Origin of the sequence: Aquimarina litoralis (assembly GCF_019295435.1) — a bacterium.
GTDB lineage: Bacteria > Bacteroidota > Bacteroidia > Flavobacteriales > Flavobacteriaceae > Aquimarina > Aquimarina litoralis_A.
In genome coordinates this window covers 63,071-83,634 of the sequence record NZ_WEKL01000002.1, presented here as the reverse complement: position 1 = coordinate 83,634, position 20,564 = coordinate 63,071, and the positions used below count along the sequence as shown (strand labels likewise).

At 32.2% G+C, this 20,564-nt stretch carries 19 protein-coding genes; 6 read left to right on the top strand and 13 right to left on the bottom strand.

Features of this window, described 5'->3' with window-relative positions; all coding sequences use genetic code 11:
* Positions 1-518: 518 nt before the first annotated feature.
* Complete coding sequence (locus tag GBO31_RS01760; protein WP_219006587.1) at positions 519-665, top strand: hypothetical protein; 147 nt, start codon at positions 519-521, stop codon at positions 663-665.
* A gap of 129 nt (positions 666-794) precedes the next feature.
* On the opposite strand, the gene GBO31_RS01755 is transcribed toward GBO31_RS01760, so the two are convergent.
* From GBO31_RS01755 to GBO31_RS01740, 4 genes are all read right to left on the bottom strand, one after another.
* Positions 795-1,208 (bottom strand): DUF6691 family protein, encoded by a 414-nt coding sequence (locus GBO31_RS01755; protein ID WP_219006586.1) that lies wholly within the window; start codon positions 1,206-1,208, stop codon positions 795-797.
* A gap of 2 nt (positions 1,209-1,210) precedes the next feature.
* Positions 1,211-1,768, bottom strand: a complete 558-nt coding sequence (locus tag GBO31_RS01750) for a YeeE/YedE family protein (protein WP_219006585.1) — start codon at positions 1,766-1,768, stop codon at positions 1,211-1,213.
* 68 nt (positions 1,769-1,836) lie between these two features.
* Entirely contained in the window at positions 1,837-2,310 is a 474-nt protein-coding gene (locus GBO31_RS01745; protein WP_246615744.1) for a methyltransferase family protein, read from the bottom strand.
* Positions 2,311-2,472: 162 nt separating this feature from the next.
* The gene (locus tag GBO31_RS01740) at positions 2,473-2,679 is read right to left on the bottom strand and encodes a YgaP family membrane protein (protein ID WP_219006584.1); all 207 of its coding nucleotides are present in this window, start codon (positions 2,677-2,679) and stop codon (positions 2,473-2,475) included.
* A 226-nt stretch (positions 2,680-2,905) separates the two neighbouring features.
* Here GBO31_RS01740 and GBO31_RS01735 point away from each other — a divergent pair, with 226 nt between their 5' ends.
* Positions 2,906-3,514, top strand: a complete 609-nt coding sequence (locus GBO31_RS01735; RefSeq protein WP_219006583.1) for a class I SAM-dependent methyltransferase — start codon at positions 2,906-2,908, stop codon at positions 3,512-3,514.
* Here the strand turns inward: GBO31_RS01735 and GBO31_RS01730 are convergent.
* From GBO31_RS01730 to GBO31_RS01715, 4 genes are all read right to left on the bottom strand, one after another.
* Entirely contained in the window at positions 3,511-4,170 is a 660-nt protein-coding gene (locus GBO31_RS01730; RefSeq protein WP_343211283.1) for a Crp/Fnr family transcriptional regulator, read from the bottom strand. The genes GBO31_RS01735 and GBO31_RS01730 overlap by 4 nt on opposite strands.
* A gap of 36 nt (positions 4,171-4,206) precedes the next feature.
* Positions 4,207-4,632: a rhodanese-like domain-containing protein gene (locus GBO31_RS01725; RefSeq protein WP_219006582.1), complete on the bottom strand. Its 426-nt coding sequence runs from the start codon at positions 4,630-4,632 to the stop codon at positions 4,207-4,209.
* Positions 4,633-4,700: 68 nt separating this feature from the next.
* On the bottom strand, positions 4,701-5,333 hold the full coding sequence (locus GBO31_RS01720; protein ID WP_219006581.1) for a Crp/Fnr family transcriptional regulator: 633 nt from the start codon (positions 5,331-5,333) through the stop codon (positions 4,701-4,703).
* A gap of 5 nt (positions 5,334-5,338) precedes the next feature.
* Complete coding sequence (locus tag GBO31_RS01715; protein ID WP_219006580.1) at positions 5,339-6,121, bottom strand: patatin-like phospholipase family protein; 783 nt, start codon at positions 6,119-6,121, stop codon at positions 5,339-5,341.
* Positions 6,122-6,338: 217 nt separating this feature from the next.
* Between GBO31_RS01715 and GBO31_RS01710 the strand changes: the two genes are divergently transcribed.
* From GBO31_RS01710 to GBO31_RS01695, 4 genes are all read left to right on the top strand, one after another.
* Complete coding sequence (locus GBO31_RS01710; protein WP_219006579.1) at positions 6,339-6,560, top strand: hypothetical protein; 222 nt, start codon at positions 6,339-6,341, stop codon at positions 6,558-6,560.
* 32 nt (positions 6,561-6,592) lie between these two features.
* A complete protein-coding gene (locus tag GBO31_RS01705; protein ID WP_219006578.1) occupies positions 6,593-7,024 on the top strand; it encodes a hypothetical protein in 432 nt (143 codons plus the stop codon).
* A 98-nt stretch (positions 7,025-7,122) separates the two neighbouring features.
* Positions 7,123-9,138 carry a tetratricopeptide repeat-containing sensor histidine kinase gene (locus tag GBO31_RS01700; protein WP_219006577.1) on the top strand — a complete coding sequence of 672 codons (2,016 nt, stop codon included), beginning with the start codon at positions 7,123-7,125 and terminating at the stop codon, positions 9,136-9,138.
* A gap of 7 nt (positions 9,139-9,145) precedes the next feature.
* The gene (locus GBO31_RS01695; RefSeq protein WP_219006576.1) at positions 9,146-9,796 is read left to right on the top strand and encodes a response regulator; all 651 of its coding nucleotides are present in this window, start codon (positions 9,146-9,148) and stop codon (positions 9,794-9,796) included.
* Between the two features lie 140 nt (positions 9,797-9,936).
* Here the strand turns inward: GBO31_RS01695 and GBO31_RS01690 are convergent, their stop codons facing one another.
* The 5 genes from GBO31_RS01690 to GBO31_RS01670 form a co-directional block, all read right to left on the bottom strand.
* Positions 9,937-13,497 (bottom strand): T9SS type A sorting domain-containing protein, encoded by a 3,561-nt coding sequence (locus tag GBO31_RS01690; RefSeq protein ID WP_219006575.1) that lies wholly within the window; start codon positions 13,495-13,497, stop codon positions 9,937-9,939.
* A 27-nt stretch (positions 13,498-13,524) separates the two neighbouring features.
* Positions 13,525-14,958: a hypothetical protein gene (locus GBO31_RS01685; protein WP_219006574.1), complete on the bottom strand. Its 1,434-nt coding sequence runs from the start codon at positions 14,956-14,958 to the stop codon at positions 13,525-13,527.
* Between the two features lie 488 nt (positions 14,959-15,446).
* Complete coding sequence (locus GBO31_RS01680; protein WP_219006573.1) at positions 15,447-16,625, bottom strand: PepSY-associated TM helix domain-containing protein; 1,179 nt, start codon at positions 16,623-16,625, stop codon at positions 15,447-15,449.
* A gap of 197 nt (positions 16,626-16,822) precedes the next feature.
* Positions 16,823-18,106, bottom strand: coding sequence for a DUF4374 domain-containing protein (locus GBO31_RS01675; RefSeq protein WP_219006572.1), 1,284 nt, complete (start codon positions 18,104-18,106; stop codon positions 16,823-16,825).
* Positions 18,107-18,136: 30 nt separating this feature from the next.
* Positions 18,137-20,476: a TonB-dependent receptor gene (locus GBO31_RS01670; protein WP_219006571.1), complete on the bottom strand. Its 2,340-nt coding sequence runs from the start codon at positions 20,474-20,476 to the stop codon at positions 18,137-18,139.
* Between the last annotated feature and the right edge of the window lie 88 nt (positions 20,477-20,564).

Here is a 20,564-nt window from a genome sequence, read left to right as displayed (position 1 = left end):
CAATTTAAAACTATATCAATTATGAGAACTTTAGACAGCAATCAAATCACAAACAAATTAAAAAATACAAAAGGAAATATCTGGAATACTAAAAGACGCTACAGATAATCAATCAAATTATTCATCAATCAAAAAAATAATCATCATGAGAACTTTAGACAACAATCAAATTACAAACAAATTAAAAAGTACAAAAGGAAATATCTGGAATGCTAAAAGACGCTACAGATAATCAATCAAATTATTCATCAATCAAAAAAAATAATCATCATGAGAACTTTAGACAACAATCAAATTACAAACAAATTAAAAAGTACAAAAGGAAATATCTGGAATGCTAAAAGACGCTACAGATAATCAATCAAATTATTCATCAATCAAAAAAAATAATCATCATGAGAACTTTAGACAACAATCAAATCACAAACAAATTAAAGAGTACAAAAGGAAATATCTGGAATGCTAAAAGGCGTTATAGGTAAGGCTATTATCTAATCATCAATCAAAATCTAATCATCATGAGAACATTACAAAATATAAGGAATCGATCACGAAATAGTGCTACTCCACAGTACAATCGATTCGTAAATTACATAACACAATTTTACGATTATGAAGGAAATATTATTACCGGAAATAAACGATACACCTATCAAACAGAGTGATCTGATTGATATCATATACAAGGGCTGAATTTTTGAACTCAATATCATAATTCGGCCTTTTTTAGTTATAAAACAAACCTACACATTCATAAGCTGATATCAACACTTTTTCAACTAGGCTTTTATAATTTAATGTGGTAATTTCTCTTTTAAAATCCCATATAAAAAGGTACCAACTATTGAAGCTAGAATTACAATAAGAATAGGTATATATCCAGCTCCTGCCAAAACGAACAAAGGACCAGGACATGCTCCAGCAAGCGCCCAACCCAAACCGAAAATAATACCACCTAAAAGATATCTATAAAAACCTTTTTCTTTAGAGGTGATACGAATTGTATTACCCGAAAAGGACTTAATCTTTCCTTTTTTAGCAAACCGAATAAAAATGCTTCCAATTAGTACCGCAGATCCTATAATTCCATACATATGAAAAGATCCAAACTGAAACATTTCGTAAATCCTAAACCAAGAAGCTGCCTCCGATTTGAAGAGAACAATTCCAAACAAAACTCCAATAACTAAATATATCAATGTTCTCATAACTAAAATACAAATGGGAATATAAAATGCACCATTAGTAAACCTCCTATAAAAAATCCAATGACTGCAATAAGTGAAGGCAACTGTAAATCGCTCAATCCAGAAATTGCATGACCCGAAGTGCATCCACCAGCATATCTAGCTCCGAAACCAACTAATAAGCCCCCTAGCACAAGTATCATTAATGTTTTGGCATCATTGAAAACTGAATTAGAAAACAATTTACTGGGTAAGTAAGCTTCACCAGCATTATCAAAACCCATTTCTTTTAAATCTTCAACAAGTATTGGGGCTAGATTAACCGTTTGATTTTCTGAAAGCAGATTTGCTCCAATAAATCCTCCTAATATCATCCCAGAAGCTACGATAAGATTCCAGCGTTGTTCTTTCCAATTAAACTTAAAAAAACTAGATGCCTTCCCTGCTCCACATATCGTACATAATGTTCTAAGATTAGATGACATTCCCATTTTTTTATCAAACATTAGCAATAAAATCATTACGAATGCAATTAATGGTCCTGCGACAAACCAAGGCCAAGGTTCTTGTATCCAATTCATATTATTTTTATTTTCTTACAAACAACCTACTTTAAAGAAGAAAAGTCAGTAACTAATGTTACAATAGATTATTTTTTGGAAAAGAGCTTATAAAAATTAGGTGAAAATCTACCTGTAGTATTTTGGTAATCAATATACTCTGAAAAAAAATTGATCAACCTTTTTTCTTCATATTTTGACTTAAAATAAAAGAGTATATACAAACCAATAGTTATAAAAAATTTAAAAATAGAGTGTGTATAAAAAGCATAACCAAAAGCAATTAATAATATTCCTGTATAAATTGGATGTCTAATAAATTTATAGAGTCCTGTTTTTATAAGTTTTGCGTCTTTTTTGGGAGTGGGAAAAGGAGATAAATTTTCCCGAAGTTGAATCAAGGCTAATAAGAGTGTACATATCCCGACAATAAAAAGCCATAATCCCAAATCAATTACAATAGAAGGCAGCTTAAAAGCAATAAACTTTGGATTCCATAGATACCCTATAAATAAACCAAACTGAATAAAAACATATATAAAATCTTTGTTACTCAATTTCATGGCCGAAAGTTTCCTATTTTTTAATCAATCTCTAATTTACCATATTTTTTCATGTAAAAAGCCAATAACTATAATGCAATTAAGATATATAGTTTACAATTAAAAGAAGATCCAACTTTCTTGAAAAAGTCAGATCTCCAGTAAATAATCAGAACGTTAAGCTTAGTTCTTGATTTTACAAGTGTTTAGTCCCACTAGCGAATATAAAGGGCAAAAACTCACAAAACTGGTGATCACAAATATACCTCCTAACGCAAGTAAAACATACGCTAATGTACCTTGAATAATCCCAGAATAATATAGCATTGCTATCGCTATTGCTACAACGAATCTTATGATTCGATCTGTGTTTCCCATATTCTTTTTCATAGTATTGTATTTTAATTAAGGTTAAAAAAATCCATCAGAAGTACCACCACTGTAATAATGCTTATACATATAACGCAAACCAGTAAAAGCTTTCCTCCTTTAGATAACTTCATCTATTTTCTTGTTATAGTTATGTTTTCTATTTTTTTATTCATATTTACATTACAAACTTATTGAAGAGAAAACATAAAAGCTGTAACAATTGTTACAACTCAAATCATTTATAATGGCTGTTCAAAAATTACAAACCCTACTAGGAAATATTGATATTTATCTATTGGATCAAATACTAAAAGAGCGATATACTGAAACAGACAAGATTTTGGATGCAGGATGTGGAAGTGGTAGGAACTTACACTGGTTTTACAATAATGGGTTTGATCTATATGGTGTAGATAAAGAAACGGAGTCCATTGAATACGTGAAAGACCTATATCCAAAATGGGGTAACAAAATGAACGTTTGTTCTTTGGATACATTAAAATTTGATGCTAACTACTTTGATCACATTATCTGTAGCGCTGTTTTACATTTTGCTTCAAATACATCACATTTTAAAGCCATGTTTTCCGAACTTATCAGAGTACTTAAACCTTTTGGAACAATTTTTATTCGTATGACTTCAAATATTGGAATAGAAGATAAAATAAATTCTATCCATGATGGAGTATATACTTTGGGAGATGAATCTCATCGGTTTTTACTAACCAGAGATCTTTTATCAGAACTTATGATAAAACATTCTTTATCTTTCTTAGAACCTTTAAAATCAACTAATGTTCATGATTTACGGTCTATGACTACTCTTGTATTACAAAAAAATCCTGCTAGTTAGATTTTATCAGTGATTTCTATGGCGCCTTGTCTTAAATGAATATAGCCTTCTTGCTCTAATTTTTTAAGCAATCTAGAGATTACCTCTCTTGAAGATCCTAGATCATAAGCAATTTGTTGGTGCGTAGTATTTAGTACCTTACGCTCCTTTAGTTTGGCTTCAGTTCTCAGGTATTCTAACAATCGCTTATCCTTTTTGGAAAAAGTTAATATTTCAATGACATGTAATAATTCTTCGAATTTTAAATTAAACAGATCATATATAAATTCATTCCATTTTGGATATTTCTTAGCAATAGCTAATGCCTGTTCTGCTGGGATAATCACTACTTCAGAATCTTCTTCAATGACTGCTTTTACTTGGCTAGTTTGATTTCTAATCAAAGTAGTAACAGACATGACACAGCTTTCTCCTGGCTTGATATAGTAAAGCAACACTTCATTGCCTTCTTCTGGTTCTTCTTTAAACACTTTAGCCAAACCAGAGATCAATAAAGGTATTACTTTAATATAAGCTCCTTGTCTTAATATGACTGTTCCTGCTTCGAATCGATGAATTTGACTGATTTTAACAAGATCCGCTTTTAGTGCTGGCATTGTTGCCAATCTAGGAAAATAACTATCTATTGCTTCTGAAATCAATCTATTGTTTTTCACTAAGGTAAGAATTACTTTATTTACAAGTCAAGATGATCATTTTGTACTTTCAGTCCATGCCTTGTATCCTCCTTTGAAATCGTACACTTTATTAAATCCTAATGAAACCAATAACTTAGCTGCACGGTGACTTCTCCAACCTGAATAGCAATAGATATATATCGGTCTTTGTTTATTCAGTTTTTCAAACTTTGATGTAAACGTTTCTTTATTTGCGTAACTAATATTTACAGCATCATCGATAAAACCTTCTTGATATTCTTTTGGAGTTCGAATATCGATAAATTGAACATCTTTACCTAGCACTTCTCTTTTGATAACGGATACATCTATAACTTCAATTTTTTCAAAGTTCGACGCAGTTATTACATCTTGGTTAGGATTTGAATTATGTTGCGCACAAGAGACTGAAGCATATAGCAATACTATTATACAAAACACTTTTATTTTAAAGCTATTCATACGGATCATTTGTTTTTGCCATGATAACAATCTACTACCTTTTATTCAGTAACAAAAGTTACACGGTTTTAGATATTCACAATTTCAATGCTATTTCGATTTAATTTTATGAGACCTTTATTCTCCATTTTCTTTAACAATCTAGATATTACTACTCTAGAAGAATGAAGATCATATGCTATTTGTTGGTGTGTAGTATTGATAATTTTTAGACCACTAATTTTAGTTTTGTCATTCAAATATTTCAGTAAACGATCATCCATCTTAAGAAATGCAATACTATCAATGGTTTCTATAGCTTCCATTAATCTTTTATGATAACTTTCAAAAACAAAATTTCGCCAGGATTTATATTTAGTTGTCCATTCTTCCATTTTTTCTACTGGTATCATAATCAATTTAGAATCCATCTCAGCAATAGCTTTGACCTCACTTTTATGGTGACCAATGCAACAGGATAAAGTCATCGCACAAGTGTCACCTTTTTCTAAAAAATACAGCAATAATTCATCTCCTTCTGTATCCTCTCTTAATATTTTGATAGCTCCATGAATAATTAACGGCATAGCTTTGATATAGCTACCAGATCTTATAAGTTCCATTCCTTCAGGAATTTCTTTTACTATAGAAACACCATGTATCTCTTCTAAGAGAGCATTCTCAAAAAGATGGTTATAATTTTTTTTTAGATCTTCAATCACTTCAATTAGTATAATTTTTGATTTTCGAAATATGTTTCTATTTGTTTTTTCGCTTCCAGATACCCAATTTCAAAAACTTGATCTAAATTACTGGTGCTAAACACTCCATGATTACTAATCTTCTTGGGTTGTATCATAATATCACATTTACCAAACTTAGTTTCAGAATTGGGCATTGCCCTTAGGTAATAAGCTCTTTGCATTACATTATGCGCATGTTTAAAATCTGTAATCTTTGGTTTTCTAATTGGAGAAACATCAATACCGATAATCATGTCACACTTATTCAGGATTGGTGCTATCGGGAAATTATCCAAAATACCACCATCTGAATATAAACAATCATTAATCATAACAGGAGAAAAAACTCCAGGAAAAGCTGCTGATGCTAAGATAGGTTTGATTAACTCTCCAGTACTAAAAACAGTTACCTTACCTTCTACCAAATCTGTAGCGCTAACAAAAAGTTTTCTTTCTAAATTCTCAAAAGAATTATCTTTAAAGTAATTGATCAAATCATCATAATATTTCTCAGAATCTAAAAAACCAGGTTTTTTTCTGGTAAATCGATTCAACTTAAATACAGGTGTATTATCAAAAAAATCTTTTATCTGAGAAACAGAATTCCCTGCGGAGTACAAGGCTCCCACGATTGCTCCAGCACTTGTTCCTGAAATAAAATTAGGAAATATCCCAAACTCCTCAATCGCTTTGATTGCTCCAATATGAGCAAATCCTCTGAAACCTCCTCCCGATAAAACCAAACCAATATTACTCGGCACTTTCATCTTATTATACTTACAAAATTGGGTTAAGCTTGTAATTTAAATCATTCTTGAAATACTACCTATTATTTATGAAAATTTAAGGGTATTACCTACGCTACTCTAAAATTATGATAATCTAAAACCCTATAACAAACATAAATTCCAACATAAACAAGCGTTAATTTTGTTTAACAATTAATAAAATAATTTAAACATTTTTTATCTTTAAAAGAAAATTATGGAACTAATAGAAAAAGCGTTGGAGTTTGAACGCAGGAAGATGAGTAATATGACTACCAGTGATAGAGTTAAAGCTTCTAGAGAAGCTAAAACACTTATTCTATCAATCAATGAAATCTATAAAAAGACAAAAGATGCTAATCTCATGGATATTATGAAGCTTTTGACTGTTAAAAAGAAAAAGATTGAAAAACGTCTTAAAGGAGTCCCTACCGCCTAAATTTTCATAAAAAAAATAAGGAATAATTACAAATGTTATTAGAAACCACCTATAGAAATAAAAAGAATAAAGTAATGATTAATGATCTGGTAGGAAAACCATTTTCCCTTCTCAGGTCAATAAAATTAGGTGGTATAGGATCAAAACGTATGATCATCGATGATGTAAGTCCAAATTTGAGAAAGATTCTAAACTCTGTTTCTGATATTAATTATGGAAGTATTGAATTACGTCCCTATGGAATTTTAATTGCTATTACTAAAGGATTACAAAATTATACTTGGGTTATTCCTTATTATCAATTTTACCTATACAAAACCAATGGTATTAGCATTCATGCACAAGGAAAATTTGTTCATTTCAGAAATAACCGCACACATAAAGAAAATGCAAAATTTTTTGAAAAAATGATCAGTTTAAAAGCTGAATATGACCAACAATTTCCTCATGTAGATTCTATTTAGTAGTTTTTAAATATACCTTCAATTTCTGTACTAAATTAAGGTAGTTTTACGCATTTTCTTACTCTTTTATTAGGTGTACATTTGTAAAAACCGCACAAATGAAACTCTTAACACCTATTTTCTCGTTTCTTTTATGTATTTCCATTTATAGTCAAGAAACAGATACTCAAGAATTAATCAACAACCTTACCCAAAAAATTAAGCAATCAGACCGTAGTGAAAAATTAAAATGGATGGATAGTCTAACAACGGCTATTCGGTACAAAAAAGAATTTAATTATGATTCTGTTGTTAAACAAACTATTAGTTATGCTTTCCAATTAGATTCTGTTACTATTGCATCTAGCCATATTGCAGATAGAATATTTTATTTGGCAAATCGTGCAGGAAAGCCCAATGAAGCCGTTCGAGTATTTGATGATTTTATAAAAAAAAGACCTGTAATAAATCGTCCTGACATTCTTGCGCAACTATATCTAAACGGAGCAGATGGCTACTTTTTTTCTGGAAAAACCAAGGAATCTATATCTTTCTATCAAAGTGCTGGAGCGTATGCTTTAGAAGCCAAAGATTCTATACTCTTAGGTAAGTCTAAAATATATACCTCTGACGCATATGCTGATGGTGGACAATTCGCCGAAGCTGGTTTAATTTTGGTAGAAGCGGAGACTATTTTTGAAAAATTAAAGGATACTACCAATTTATTGACCACTTTTAATTCTAGAGCAAATTTATATAGTCGGATAGGTTTTTTTAAAGAAGCTCAACAAGTACGTGAAGAGTTAATTAAACTTGCTACGCCCAGAAAGGATTACAGAATATTACAATCTACATATTATAATATTGCAATAGATAATCGAAAAACAAATGATTATAAAAGTCGGATTCAAAATTTGAATAAGGCATTAAAAAATGCTGAATTAGGTAATTACAAAAGTTACCAAATGAGAATCTTAATATCTTTACTACAAGCATATTCTTTCAATAATAATACGGCTGATGCTACTAGAATATTACATTTAATACAAGAGCATCCCTACCGCCCTAAAGATGGAGGTTTGGATAATTTTCATTACTTGGAAGCACTTGCTAACTATCACCTAGTCTTAGGAAACAATAATAGGGTTATAGATTATGGAAAAACTTTGCTAAAATTAGATGCAAGAAATGATTTTGGGAACAGCATGGATACTCATAATTTGTTAGCTACAGCATATGATAACATAGAAAATTCTGAAAAGTCTTATGAACATTTTAAAGTGTATTCCAGAATTAGAGACAGTATTTATAAAATTCAGAATATAAAATCATTAACCTACTATCAAACTCTATATGAAACCAAAAAACGAGATGCTAAAATTCAATCTCAGCAATCAGAGATAGTACTTCTTGATACCAAAAACAAAGTAAAAACACAATGGATGTTATTTGGCGGTTTGGGTTTATTATCATTATTTCTAGCTGTATACTTTATACGTTCTTATAAGTTTTTGAAAAAAAGACAAGCACTTCAAGAGTTATTCGCTCATGAATTAATTAAAGGACAAGAGGAAGAAAAAACCCGATTAGCAAGAGAACTACATGATAGCGTTGGACAGAAACTTATGCTCTTAAATAAAAAAACGAAACAACTAGAAATCCCAGATATAGAAAGCCTAACAAAAAATACCTTAGAAGAATTACGAAGTATATCTAGAGGGTTATATCCTGCCAATATTGAAAAACTTGGAATCACGGCAGCTATCGAATCTATGATTAACGAAGTAGATGCACACACTAATATTTTCTTTACAAATGATATCGCTAATATTGATGAGATCATAGATAAAGAAACTTCCATACATTTATTTAGGATTATTCAGGAAACCCTAAACAATGTAGTAAAACACGCTAATGCAAAAGCGGTATCTGTTGTTATTGAAAAAAATGATCATTCTATCAAGGCTATTGTAAAAGATAATGGGAAAGGGTTTGAGCTTTCAAAAAAAATAAAGCAAGCCACTAGTATTGGAATGAAAACATTAACAGAAAGAGCGAAAATCATACATTCTTTCTTAGATATAGAAAGCACACCTAATAGAGGAACTACACTACAACTTATCATTCCAAAATAGTACAATCATGATATCCAAAAAAGACATTTCAATAGTCATCGCGGATGACCACCCTATGCTGTTAAAAGGGTTATATGATGAATTAACAATTCATAATTATCAGGTTACTGGAAAAGCTGCCAATGGTATGCAAGCATTAGAACAAATCCTTACTTTAGAACCGACTTTAGCATTGTTAGATATTGACATGCCATTACTTAATGGTTTTGAAGTTATTAAAACTGCTTCTGAAAAAAAAGTTAGTACTAAGTTTATTATACTTTCTTTCCTTAAGGAAACAAAATACATTACACAAGCCAAAAAACTTGGAATAGATGGATATTTGTTGAAAGAAGATTCTTTTTTTGAAATTGAAAAATGTATCCGTGAGATACTTCAAGGAAACAGCTATTTTAGCAAGGCAATAGATAGCTCATCACTTCAAAACGCATCTGAAGAATTAAAAAAATTACAGTTTTTAACACCTTCTGAAACTACCATTCTAAAACTCATAGCACAACAAATTTCTACCATAGAAATAGCGGATTCTTTATTCGTTTCAAAAAGGACTATAGAAAAACATCGTAGTAATATTATTTCTAAATTAGAATTAGGGAAAGAAACCAACACATTAACTAAATGGACATTAAATCATAAGAATGTTATCTTAGAATTGTAATATTTCGTTTTGTGAAAATATCTTTTCAACAATAGTTTCATTTATTAAATACATCTTCAAAGCAAGGCCGTTCTACTTTTTTGAACGGCCTTATAAGTTGGAAAAAATCTACTGTAATTACATTTCAGTCAATTATGAATCTATTTTACCACCTTTTTAGTTATTACTTCATTATTAGGGAGTACTATTCTTAATACATAGATCCCAGAACTTAAGTTTCCAACGTTTATTTTTCCTTCTAAATTTCGCACTCCATCCATCATATCCGTAGTTTCAATTAATAAATTTCCAGAGATATCAAATAGGGTGATTCTTACCTGACCCGCAACAGGACTTGTTACTAAGAAATTAGCGATATCTTTTACCGGATTAGGATATACCTTTAGACCTATATTGTTCTCTATTATTGGTTTTTCTGATACTTCTGGCTCTTTTGTTTTAGTTTGCTCTCTTCCTACAACATTAGAGTTTAACTGATTACAATAGGTATCCATTTTTTGGTAAAAACTACCTGAACCTTCTTCATAATCCGAATGATATATATGATAATCTGTTCCCCATTCAGTATTATTTACAAAATCATAGGTTCCTAAATTATCGGCTAATGACCTAGCATCCTCAAGTACATCACTGTAATACGCATTGGAAGAACTTACAAAATCGAAAGAAGTAGTACCAGTAGTATATAGATCGCTGTTCCCAAAAACTCTTTTTAAATTTCTTGATTGAATATTTGAAGGTGTAATCGACCAAATTTCATAAGAAACTCTTATCCAATCATCTAATTTCGCCTGAATAGCTTCATCCGATGTATCACTTAATCCACTAATATTTTCTTTAATCTGAGACCATTTGATAAGATCACTTATATTATGTTCTCCTTCAAGAACATTGTCATAACCTTGTCCAAACAAAGTAGTATAGGATTCGCTAGTTGCACTATACACTGCATAGCCGTCTTCGTTAAAAGTTTCTACACTAACGGCAACTGTAATGATATCGTCAACTTTTCCTCGTACTCTATCATTATGAGCAAAATAGGGTTTCTCTTTAATCTTCAACCAGGCTTGATACTGATCGTAAGCTCCTTTAGAAACTCCCACTGCAAATTCTGGTTTTTCGAGCATTACAAACTGTCCTAATGGAAGATTATATAGAGGTTCAGAACCTCTAGTTCCACTAGTCCACCATTCAGGAGCATTTCCAGAATTTAACCCTCCTGGTGTTGCAATATAATTTTCAGTTGTCAAGTTTGTAGATATGGTAAGTGTGCCTTGTAACGCTAATTCTCCAAATACTATTTGTGGTCTTGGTTCAGGAACAGGAATCTGAATATCCTGATCGCTATGCTTTACCTTATCTTTAATACTTTCATAATACAGTTTTTTAGCACTCGCCATTTTAGCTTTTCCATCACCTGCAACAACTTTTGCTGCTCCACGACCAATAGTGGTAGCTCCTTGTGCCATTTTAGCCGATCCTGCAATCGGTGTTGCTCCAAAAACTCCTGCGCCACCTTCCAAAACTTTATATCCTCCTTCGGCAATCAATAAGCTTCCTTCTGCAATGGTTGCATCTGCGATCTGATCTGTTCCTTCCCACTCTAATCGCGCTTTTTCTTTTTCCCAATCTGCAATCTCTTTACCTACTAATACACCATTTAATTTTTCAGAAAATTCTAAAAGATCATATTCTTCAAATTGATTAAATGTAATATCACCAAGACCTTGCTGCAAGGTAGCTGCATCACTTTGCATAGCTCCTAATAAGAAATCCTCCCGTTGATTTTTCCAATCATCATATTCATCCGTACCACTAGTTACCGTTCCTCCTTGCGATCTACCAACCATGGTTAGGCTCCCTTGTGTAGTTTTGATCACTGATAACCTAAGAAATGATTCAAAAAATACTAAGCAAGGATCATATTCCATCACAAAATCAGTATAGTACCAAGATCTTCCTTCTGAAGAGTAAAAAGGTACGACCTGCTGATAGTTGCTAGAAGCGATGGCATCATAGGACTTAAACTGTTGCAATCCTCCCCAAAGTTTTGGAGCATAGTTATTTCCATTATTGGGAATCCCTCCTCCAGCGGTCAATTCTACTGTTAATTGATTTGATTCTCCAAAATTGGATGTGTATACAAAAACCCTAAGTTTACTAGCCATTTTATCATACATGATCACATATGGATAGTAAGGTGCTGGATCGTGAGGTTGCCCATCTGCTGAATATCCCAAATTAGCTTTGATGAGCTCCCATCCTTCGATATATTCGTTGTCAGCACCTCCAATAAAATTGCCTGTTAGATCATACTGATTATTAATAGCATGAAATTCTTGTAATTCATCAGAATTATATGGACTAAAAACTGTTTCTTCTAATGTACCACCAATACCTCTATATCGAACGGACCACTTTGATTCCTGCCAATCAAATGTATTTACTAACACACCAGTATCATTGTATGGCATAAAAGGATCAGTTGATACATACCCAGTTCCGTTATCTGTACCTTTAGCATCATTTAATGCGATTAGCCCATCTTCTAGAGTGTAAGCAATCTTTACATCTCCAGAACGCATTCTAGCCAAAACTCTTGCGCTTCTTGTGATTGACTGATTTAGAAAATATTCTGCAGGCACTTCAATTTGTAATTCGTAGTCAACTCCATTTTGACTAGCTATCATCGTATATTGATCTTTAAAACCGAGTGTAAATGGAATTCCAACCTGAATATTGGTAGGCAACTCTCTTTCCAATTCCTTTCCAAATGGTAAATCCTGATCTCCATCAAGATATAGTAATGAAATTTCGTCATTTACTACTTTTATTCCCAATCTTGGTCGCGCTCCTTGAAATACATTTTTTTCAAAATCGTGACGTATATATTCTAGGAAACCTATCTCTCCTTCAGTACCTGAAGAAATACTTATTTGAAAATCCTTAGTTCCAAAATTACTTACCTGAAATTTGGAGGAGACGAATGTATATGCATTTGCTGTATTATTCGCGTTACTTTGTACAATATGAGTATAGCTACTACCATCTGCATTTGTGATTTCCGTAATGGAACCATTAGTATTCGAAGTGTTTGATTTTTCAAATACAATTGCGCGGTAATCCGAAAATCCCTTACCTGAAGGTGTTACATAAAATCTTGATACATCATCTATCTTTAAAAAATTACATTGGCAATCACTATTATCAATAGCTGTAACATTTGGTTGATAATCTGTGGTGATATATCCTCTAGCGACAGATTCAGAATCTTCTGCTCTCATAGTTCCATCTGCATACATTCTAAACTGAAGCTTCGTTTTCACGTCTGGTTCTGTATTTTGAGAATACGTTTCCCAACTGACAGTTCCATTCTGTTCTATGGAAAGTACTCTATTATCCTGTGTAGTACTATAAATCTGAAAATAATTTTGCTCGATATTTTCTACAATCCAAAAATAAAATGTGGATGACTCATAGTCAATACCAGATTGATTATTGGTTAGCTCCAATATAGTTCCGTTTTCATAAACAAATCCACCTGTTGCATTATCTTCCTGAAGGTGATATAATCCTTTAATACTTGAACCAAATGGCAAATCTGACGTATTAAGGCTCACCAAATCCTGAGCTATACTTAATGAAGGTATCAATACTCCACATAAAATTAATAGCTGTGACCTTATATGTTGTAGTCTCATGTTTTCTACTTTTTAAAAGGTTAGTTATTAATTATGAAGAGCTGTTTTTAACTTTTTGTTCTCTTCCTCAAGTACTTTTACTTTATTTTCTAGCTGTTTCATCCCTTTCTGCATTTCGATTAAATGCAAGTAGATGGTTTCTATATTTTCCACGGATCTATCTACTACTAATGGTATATTTAAGCCATTATCTACTACTTCTTTTTCTGATGGCATATTAGGTAAATGCTTATGCTGGTTTACATAAGTTTCCAAAGTTTCTAAAGGCATAATAGTATAATCCTCTTCAAATACATAGTCAGGAAAACTAGCTGCAGAAGAAACAAAACTTGTTGCTCTCACTGCTCCATCAACATAAACCTTAGAAGTTGCATGGGGATCAATACCAATCCCCACATTACCGGTAGCTTTGGCAATCGTCATTCTTGTGGTAGGTGTATTAGTTCCATCATTACCAGTTGCCAAAATCACATCGGAGTTATAGGAAGAAATGAACCCTGTATCAACATATAGAGGTTTATTAAAATAAAATCTATCCCTATCGGTATTAAAATGAGACCAATTTGCATTTTTAGATCCAATATCTGTATATCCATAATTTGTTTGAATACGGATCGCTCCATTTTGGTTTCCTCTTATGTTTCCATTAATATGCAACATCTCTTCAGGGTTTGTAGTACCAATACCGACTAACGCATTGTCATTAGTACTATTATATTTAGCTGTTAGAGCTGTTTTACTATTTGCCTGTAAAAATGTTTTATGATCTGTAATCGTTCCCAGATAATATCCTATATCATTATTTGAATAATATGAATTTATATAAACTTGTGCCTTCATACCATATCGTTCACTTTCTAATAATAATCGTGACCTTCTCGCACCATTAATATGAAAGTTAGGTCCATAAGAGAAGCTCGATGGTGTTTGTGTACCAACACCGATATCACCAGCTGTATTAATCAACATCCTTTGTACATTATTAGTTGCTATGGCAAAATTGTGATTGGTCTTCGTACCCACATAACTTGGTGCATTTGTACTATTTGTAAGATTCAACCCATTGGCAAATAACCCTCCTTGTACTATACCTGTAAATGAAGTGGATAATATTTGCGAAGAATTTAATCCTTGTACCGTTAAAGATTTATCAGCACCTGGTTGGTCAACGGTAGAAGCGGTCATACCCAATCCAAGGTTTCCAGCATAACTCAACATCATTTTAGGATTATTTCCTGTAGCGAAAGAAATTCCCCACGAACCTCCTGATTCGTGTCTTAGATTTCTAACATACTCTCCATGTCCATCACTAGTTCCATATTCCATAATGTATTTATCATTTGAAACTGTTTGCGCAAAAGTTGTTTGATTTGTTGTTAAAGCTCCTAGCAAGGATAATCCGAGTATTGAATTTCTTGCATTTTTCTTGTTCTTGTTAATTAAAGTTTTAAGATTTTTCATTTTGGTTTTAATTTTAGTTAATGTGTATTTATGATATAAAACAATGGCTTTGAAATCCTCTAAAAAGTCTTCTTAGTGCCACCGATTTTTAGCTGTGTGCCTTTTGTTTTGTTCTACATGAATGTGAAAGAACTCTATATCCAGAGTTGTTACATAATCGAAAAAAAAGTATCGATGAATGAATTGATAAATAGTACTAATTGCCCCCATAACATTGTAGTTTTAAATTCTGGTGCAATTTAGATTGAAGGTGTTTTTTTTGAAATAAGAACTAGCGCGTAAAGATTACGTACTAGTACGTATTGAAGGGTAATTTTCCCCATTTAAAAACTATATATTAGTTACAAATCGATAATTTATAGTAAACCTTTTAACGATTTCTAAATAGCAAAAGCCACGTCAATGACGTGGCTTTTGTTTCTTGCTTTTGAAATGAATTTAAATATTAGGCAGATCTTCTATAACTTCATACTTTTCATATTAATATTTCAAATTCGAGAAGCGATTACTAATGTTCTTTTAGGCTTCTTTTTCTTTTTATGTTTTCTACCATACCATAATAATACTCCGGTTACTGGTAAAGAGGCACAAAGTAAACTGGACAAAAACGCAATGATTTTACCTGCTAGTCCCCCAATTGCTCCAATATGAATGTCATAATTCATACGAATTACCTTATCAGCAAAACTGGTATTTTTATATTTTCCATAAATACTTGAAGTTTCCATTTCTTTAAGCGTATACTGATCAAAGAATAGATAATCCATATTGTAATACAATCCTTTGGAATTACTTACCTCAACCAAAACAGAAGTGGTGTCATTTTCTGGATAATGTAGTTCAAAACTATGAGCATCTTCGTACTTTTTTTTCAAGATAGGAATCAATAGATCATATAGGTAGTTAGATCCTACGGTTGATGCCATGACTTGCTCACTTTCTGGGATCACAAACCTTGGATCATTAGAACCTCCCGAAGCCTTATAAGCAATGAAATAAAACCAATTAAATGCCATGACACATCCAGTAAATGCCAGTATCAATCCAAAGGAGGACACATAAAAGCCTACGACTGTATGCAGATCAAAATTCTTACGCTTCCATCTAGTATTTTTATTCCAATCAAATCGTAATCTTTGTCGCCAATTTTTCTTGTTTCTTGGCCACCAAAGGATAAGTCCACTGATAATAATTACTAGAAATAATAAAACGGAATAGGATACCACTCTAGAGCCGATCTCATCTGGTAACCATAACCGTAAGTGACCTTTTAAGACAAAGCCAAAAAAACCTGCATCATTATCCACTCTTTTTATAAATTCTCCAGAATATGGATTAAGATACACACTCTGATAAAATATTTCCGGTTCTGATTCGTAAAACACCACCTCTATTGCTTCATCTGGTTGGCCATATATTACTCCATGAATAGTTCTATCGGGTATGATTTCTTCCGCTCTTTTTTTGATATCAGATGCTATCAAAAAATCCTGATTCTGGATAGCTACATATTTATAATCGTCATAAAAGCTTTCTATTTCCTCTTTAAATACCCATAAACAACCCGTAATAGAAACGACAAAAAGTACCAAACCTGTTGTTAGTCCAAGTATTTTATGGATTTTTAATATTCTCTTGCGTCTGTTATTTTTCTTCTTATTAGTCATTTATAGATTGATGAAATCATACCGGGTAGCTAAAAAAACGTAACTATTTATTGGGGTTTTTAAAAAGGTTTGCAAACAAAACATAGTTACTTTCAAAGACAATCTATCGAAAACTTAAAACACTATTATTCGGATAGTTGCTTAGCATTAATGCACATACATTTTTTAGTACCCAGTACGAATCACAGTTGAGTTAATTAGTTACTTATTTTAAATATTCCTTTAAGTCCAAGACCTAAAACTTTTGCTCCTTGTGTAGCTGTAGCTGTTTCTGGATCTACGATATATACATATGTCTCTGTATCCGTAGAGCTACTGATATAAGCTTTCCCATCTTCTACGAACATTGGAGAAGTATAACGATGACCATGTGTTGGCACTCCAGCTACATCAGTAACCATCTGATTTACCAAATCAATAACTACCATTTTGAAAACATCTTTCTTAAAAAATGCTCCCCATTCTCCGGCTCCGTTAGTATCATCTAGAATAATTCTTGCAATGGCTTTCCCATTACCGATATAATCCATCCAGAATATCTTTCCTCCATTAACAGCTTCTTCTACGTTAAAGAAATAATCGGAATCGAATTCTGTTTCTCCATTTTTAATTCTTAAAATACCAGAAGGTTTTGAAGCTGCTGTAAAACCAGCACTTAATGCAGAAGTTGAAAAAGAATATATATCTCCATTTTCTGTTTGCTCGATTCCTGTACTATGACCATTGACACCAATTGGACTCGTCCTATCATCTTCGATTATCTTTTCTAATTCGAAAGCTGGATAACTATATACCGCTACATAAGCACGATCTACATCTGGAGTTACGAATGATCCATCTGCCAACCATTTATGGTACGAAACAAATAATTTTCCATCTCTAAGTACCATACCTGTAACCCAAGGAATAGATCCAGGATTTTCTGCAGTACCATTACCCATATCAATATCTATTGGGTGCTCTTTTATTTCTTCTAAAAGTCCTGTCTCTGCATTCACTATATGAAAACGTTTATCTGAAAGTCCACCATACGTAAGTTCTACAGCAATTAAAGTATTATCATCAATGGCAGCATAATTATCTAGTGTTGACTGAAAAGCAAAATTTGCTTTTTCTACTAATGCTCCATTTTCATCAAGCTGATATGCTATACATGTATCATCATCAGAATATCCAGCTGTAAAAACAGTATTTCCTGCTCCGTGAAAAAATCTCCAACCTTTTAAAGGAACTCCTTGTCCTTCTACAGAAATTTCTCCAGTAGTTAAGGATTCTAAAGAAGGTAATTCTAAAATATAATCTACAGGACTTGCATCACCTACAGGAAATGCTTCAAATCCCACTACATATTTTGATACAGATACTGGATCCGGATCGGGATCAGTAATCGTACCTCCATTATCATCACTACTACAAGAAGTAGCAGTCATAGCAATTGCTATCACTAGCATTGCGTTTTGTATCCATTTTATTGTTTTCATTATATATGATTTTGATGTTTAAAAATTATTTTAGTTTGATATATAGTATCTAAGTTTTACATAAAAGGCTCTTCCAGGTTGCTGAATCTCGAAATTGTCATAGATCTTAGCATCTGTTATATTTCGTGTTAACATTGATAGGTTATACCTACCATCTTTGAAAGAATATCCCAACTCTAAATTATGTGACAATTGTTCGGGAATGATATCTCTGTCCTCAGGATTTCCTTCTACAAAAGAGGTAAGCGGATAATCATGTACATAATAGGTACTCCATGAGATATTTAATTGATCTTTTGTAGTAAATACATTTTTGAATCTACCTCCTATTCGAGCATTTCCAAATAGATAAGGAATATTAGCTATCCGTTGATTTCTTAAAAAATCTACTCCTGCATTTTCTCCGGCGTTTTGATCTATGATGTTTTGGTAAGTTGCATTAATATCTAAAAAGAAGGTATTATTATACAGCATTCTAATTTCTCCTTCAACTCCTGTGCTTCTAGCATCCGCAGTATTGTAATATCTAGAAAAAATACCTTCAGATCGGATAGCAATAAAATTCTTAGCATCTCTAAAAAAGATGTTACTATCTACTTGGAGCTTTAGTTTATTTATTTCTGTATTAAAAATAGCACCTAGATTGGCATTGTAACTTTCTTCTGGTAATAGTGTAGGATTTGATTTCAGTAAAAAACCATCTCCAAAAACCTCGTAACCTTCAGGAATTCGAAAAGTTCGTTCAAAAGAACCTTTTAGCTGAAAATCGGGTACAATCTTAAAAGTAGTTGCTAAACCGTATCCCAATTCTTCAAAAGTATTTTCAAATTTGATAAAACGATCTTCCTCAACATTGGTGAATAGGTCCTCAACAATACCTTCAGAGTTTAGCAAATATCCCTTAGAAAAAATGGCTGTTTTCCATCTATTATCTAGTATATTGAAATCATAAGAAAGCCCTATGACGTTCTTATTGACAATATGAGGGTCTTGAAATGCTATTCTTCCCGCTTGAGCTTCATCTTCTCCTCTTCTACGGATATAATTCTTAGTATAATTTATACTTATCGAATGAGAATCATTCAAATCATAGGTTGCCAAAGCGTTTACTAAATGAAGATTATCTTTAAATTCAAACAGCGTTTTACTAGCTTCAAATTCTCCTAAGGTCTGGTCACCACGTTCAATGAAATTCCCAAACCAATCATATTTTCTAGACGATGTATCTACTACTTTCTCACTATTTCTGGTRATAGATCCATAAATTTTTAGTTTTAGTTTATCTCTAAGGAGATTGTTCTTTTCAAATTCAATAGATCCTGAAATAATATCATTCTCTGAAAAAACTTCTCCAAATGGGTTTTGTGGATCAATTGGATGCTGAATTTCATTTTCATTTGCCGAAGCAGTTACGCCAAGAACTAGTCGATCTGCAAATGATTTTTCCAATATTCCTGTTTTAACAGCAATCATTTGAGAATTATACGCATCATGAAATCGTTCTACATCATCAAGTCGAATTCCAGTATCATTTCCTAATTCGTCTCTTACTTCAATATCATCTATGGTATAATTATTATCTGAGTAGTTGTAAAAGGAGGAAAGCTGAAACATCCATCCTTTTTTACTATAATGCTGTGCATTCACTGTTGCTCTATGTGTATTGAAAGAGCCTACATCATAGGATACATCAAGAAAATCCTTTTTTCTTATATTTGTTATAATATTGACAGCGCCTCCTAAAGCATCTGCTCCTAAATAAATAGGCACAACGCCTTTATAAATTTCTGCTCTTTCTATTAAAGTAGCAGAAAAGTTATTTAGTGATAAAGAACTCCCAAAGTTTTCAAGAGGAATTCCATCGATAAAGAATTTTACCTGTTTCCCTGACAATCCATTTAACGAAAAATCGAATGCCGAACCTAAACCACCACGCTGTCGTACATTCACACCTGGAATTGTAGTTAAAATTGCATTAATATCTGCACTCGTGTTTTTAAGCTCTTTTATCTCAATTACTTCTACTTCAAAAGCTTTTTCTTTTGTCTTTTGAGCTTCTGTCTTTGCTTTCACAATAACATCATTTAACTCTTCAATGTTTTCTTTTAGAACAATACGTATTCTTTGTTGCTGAGAAGCTACTACACTAATTTGTAAAAATTGTGTTTGAAACCCTACAAAACTAGCTTGTAAGGTGTAAGATCCTTCAGGAACTGAGAGTGAAAATTCTCCATTAAAATCACTACTAGTTCCCCTATTATTAAGTTCTAAAATATGAATAGAAGCTTCTGGTATTGGATGAGACTTTTCATCCACCACTACACCATTTAATAATGCTTGACTATGACAATAAAGGGTAACCAAAAGCATTAAAAAGACACTAATTTTTCTTTTTAAAATAACCACTGACTGTAACAATTTTTTATCTATTTTTGCGACCTAAACAACAACTATTTAT

Bases quoted from the DNA above. Each gene is read 5' to 3' on its own strand.
- GBO31_RS01760 (WP_219006587.1), top strand. From the start codon at position 519: ATGAGAACATTACAAAATATAAGGAATCGATCACGAAATAGTGCTACT.
- GBO31_RS01755 (WP_219006586.1), bottom strand. From the start codon at position 1,208: ATGAGAACATTGATATATTTAGTTATTGGAGTTTTGTTTGGAATTGTT.
- GBO31_RS01750 (WP_219006585.1), bottom strand. From the start codon at position 1,768: ATGAATTGGATACAAGAACCTTGGCCTTGGTTTGTCGCAGGACCATTA.
- GBO31_RS01745 (WP_246615744.1), bottom strand. From the start codon at position 2,310: ATGAAATTGAGTAACAAAGATTTTATATATGTTTTTATTCAGTTTGGT.
- GBO31_RS01740 (WP_219006584.1), bottom strand. From the start codon at position 2,679: ATGAAAAAGAATATGGGAAACACAGATCGAATCATAAGATTCGTTGTA.
- GBO31_RS01735 (WP_219006583.1), top strand. From the start codon at position 2,906: ATGGCTGTTCAAAAATTACAAACCCTACTAGGAAATATTGATATTTAT.
- GBO31_RS01725 (WP_219006582.1), bottom strand. From the start codon at position 4,632: ATGAATAGCTTTAAAATAAAAGTGTTTTGTATAATAGTATTGCTATAT.
- GBO31_RS01715 (WP_219006580.1), bottom strand. From the start codon at position 6,121: ATGAAAGTGCCGAGTAATATTGGTTTGGTTTTATCGGGAGGAGGTTTC.
- GBO31_RS01710 (WP_219006579.1), top strand. From the start codon at position 6,339: ATGGAACTAATAGAAAAAGCGTTGGAGTTTGAACGCAGGAAGATGAGT.
- GBO31_RS01705 (WP_219006578.1), top strand. From the start codon at position 6,593: ATGTTATTAGAAACCACCTATAGAAATAAAAAGAATAAAGTAATGATT.
- GBO31_RS01700 (WP_219006577.1), top strand. From the start codon at position 7,123: ATGAAACTCTTAACACCTATTTTCTCGTTTCTTTTATGTATTTCCATT.
- GBO31_RS01695 (WP_219006576.1), top strand. From the start codon at position 9,146: ATGATATCCAAAAAAGACATTTCAATAGTCATCGCGGATGACCACCCT.
- GBO31_RS01690 (WP_219006575.1), bottom strand. From the start codon at position 13,497: ATGAGACTACAACATATAAGGTCACAGCTATTAATTTTATGTGGAGTA.
- GBO31_RS01685 (WP_219006574.1), bottom strand. From the start codon at position 14,958: ATGAAAAATCTTAAAACTTTAATTAACAAGAACAAGAAAAATGCAAGA.
- GBO31_RS01680 (WP_219006573.1), bottom strand. From the start codon at position 16,625: ATGACTAATAAGAAGAAAAATAACAGACGCAAGAGAATATTAAAAATC.
- GBO31_RS01675 (WP_219006572.1), bottom strand. From the start codon at position 18,106: ATGAAAACAATAAAATGGATACAAAACGCAATGCTAGTGATAGCAATT.